2 protein-coding genes are annotated in these 1,433 nt (G+C 68.8%); both read right to left on the bottom strand.

Annotated elements, in window-relative coordinates; all coding sequences use genetic code 11:
• Positions 1-95 precede the first annotated feature (95 nt).
• Positions 96-671, bottom strand: a complete 576-nt coding sequence (locus tag ACFCV8_RS36020) for a TerD family protein (RefSeq protein WP_376689777.1) — start codon at positions 669-671, stop codon at positions 96-98.
• 146 nt (positions 672-817) lie between these two features.
• Positions 818-1,276 (bottom strand): peroxiredoxin, encoded by a 459-nt coding sequence (locus tag ACFCV8_RS36025; RefSeq protein ID WP_376689776.1) that lies wholly within the window; start codon positions 1,274-1,276, stop codon positions 818-820.
• Between the last annotated feature and the right edge of the window lie 157 nt (positions 1,277-1,433).

The raw sequence follows: 1,433 nt of genomic DNA on the forward strand, positions 1-1,433 counted from the left end.
GGTGGTACGTACGGAGCGACGCGGGCCGCGGCCCGACGGCCCGGCCCGGTCGCACCCGGGATCCCCCCGGCCCGCCTGGGCCGGAAGAATCTTGATCAGACGTTGACGCCGAAGTCCTGCGCGATGCCGCGCAGCCCCGAGGCGTACCCCTGACCGATGGCGCGGAACTTCCACTCCGTCCCGTGGCGGTACAGCTCGCCGAAGACCATGGCGGTCTCCGTGGAGGCGTCCTCGCTCAGGTCGTAGCGGGCCAGCTCGCTGTTGTCGGCCTGGTTGACCACGCGGATGTACGCGTTGCGCACCTGGCCGAAGCTCTGCTGCCGGGTCTCGGCCTCGTAGATCGAGACCGGGAAGACGATCTTGTCGACGTCGCCCGGGACGGCCGCGAGGTTCACCTTGATGACCTCGTCGTCGCCCTCGCCCTCACCGGTGAGGTTGTCACCGGTGTGCTCGACCGAGCCGTCGGGGCTCTTCAGGTTGTTGAAGAAGACGAAGTTCCCGTCGCTGCTGACCTTGCCCTGGTCGTTCGTCAGCAGTGCGCTGGCGTCCAGGTCGAAGTCGCCACCGGTGGTGGTGCGAGCGTCCCAGCCGAGACCGACGACGACGGCCGTCAGGTTGGGCGCGGCCTTGGTCAGCGAGACGTTGCCGCCCTTGCTGAGGCTGACTCCCACGAGTCCTCCCATTGGTTTCCTTGGGGGCCGGCGGACCGCCGGCGCCTCCACTTGCGTTGGCATCCGATCAACGACTGGATCCTAGTGACCGGTTCCCGCCCGAGCAGGCTTTTCGCCGGGTCCACCACGGATCGTCCGGTGCCGGATCAGAGCGCTTCGAGCGCCTTGACGTAGTCGTTGAGGTCGCGCGCGTCCGGCAGACCGTTGACGACGGTCCAGCGCACCACGCCCTCCTTGTCGATGACGAAGGTGCCGCGCACCGCGCAGCCCTTGTCCTCGTCGAAGACGCCGTAGGCCCGCGAGGTCTCGCCGTGCGGCCAGAAGTCCGAGACCAGCGGGTACTCCAGACCCTCCTGCTCGGCGAAGACGCGCAGGGTGTGGATGGAGTCGTTGGAGACGGCGAGCAGCTGGGTGTCGTCGTTCTCGAACTTCGGCAGCTCGTCGCGGAGCGCGCAGAGCTCACCCGTGCAGACGCCCGTGAAGGCGAACGGGTAGAACAGCAGCACGACGTTCTTCTCGCCGCGGAAGTCGGACAGCCGCACGGTCCGGCCGTGGTTGTCCTTCAGCTCGAAATCCGGGGCCTTGGTGCCGACCTCGATCGCCATGGAAAGCGTCCCTTCGCTACGTTCACCGGGCTGGACCGTCCGGGTGGTCCCCACCCTACGCAGAGTCCGCGCCGGCCCGTGCGGCGCCCGCGCGGCCCCGTACGAATCCCGCGCGGGGCCGCCGCGGACGCACGAAGGCACCCGACGGCTCATGCGC

The organism is Streptomyces sp. NPDC056347 (assembly GCF_042262625.1).
Lineage (GTDB): Bacteria > Actinomycetota > Actinomycetes > Streptomycetales > Streptomycetaceae > Streptomyces.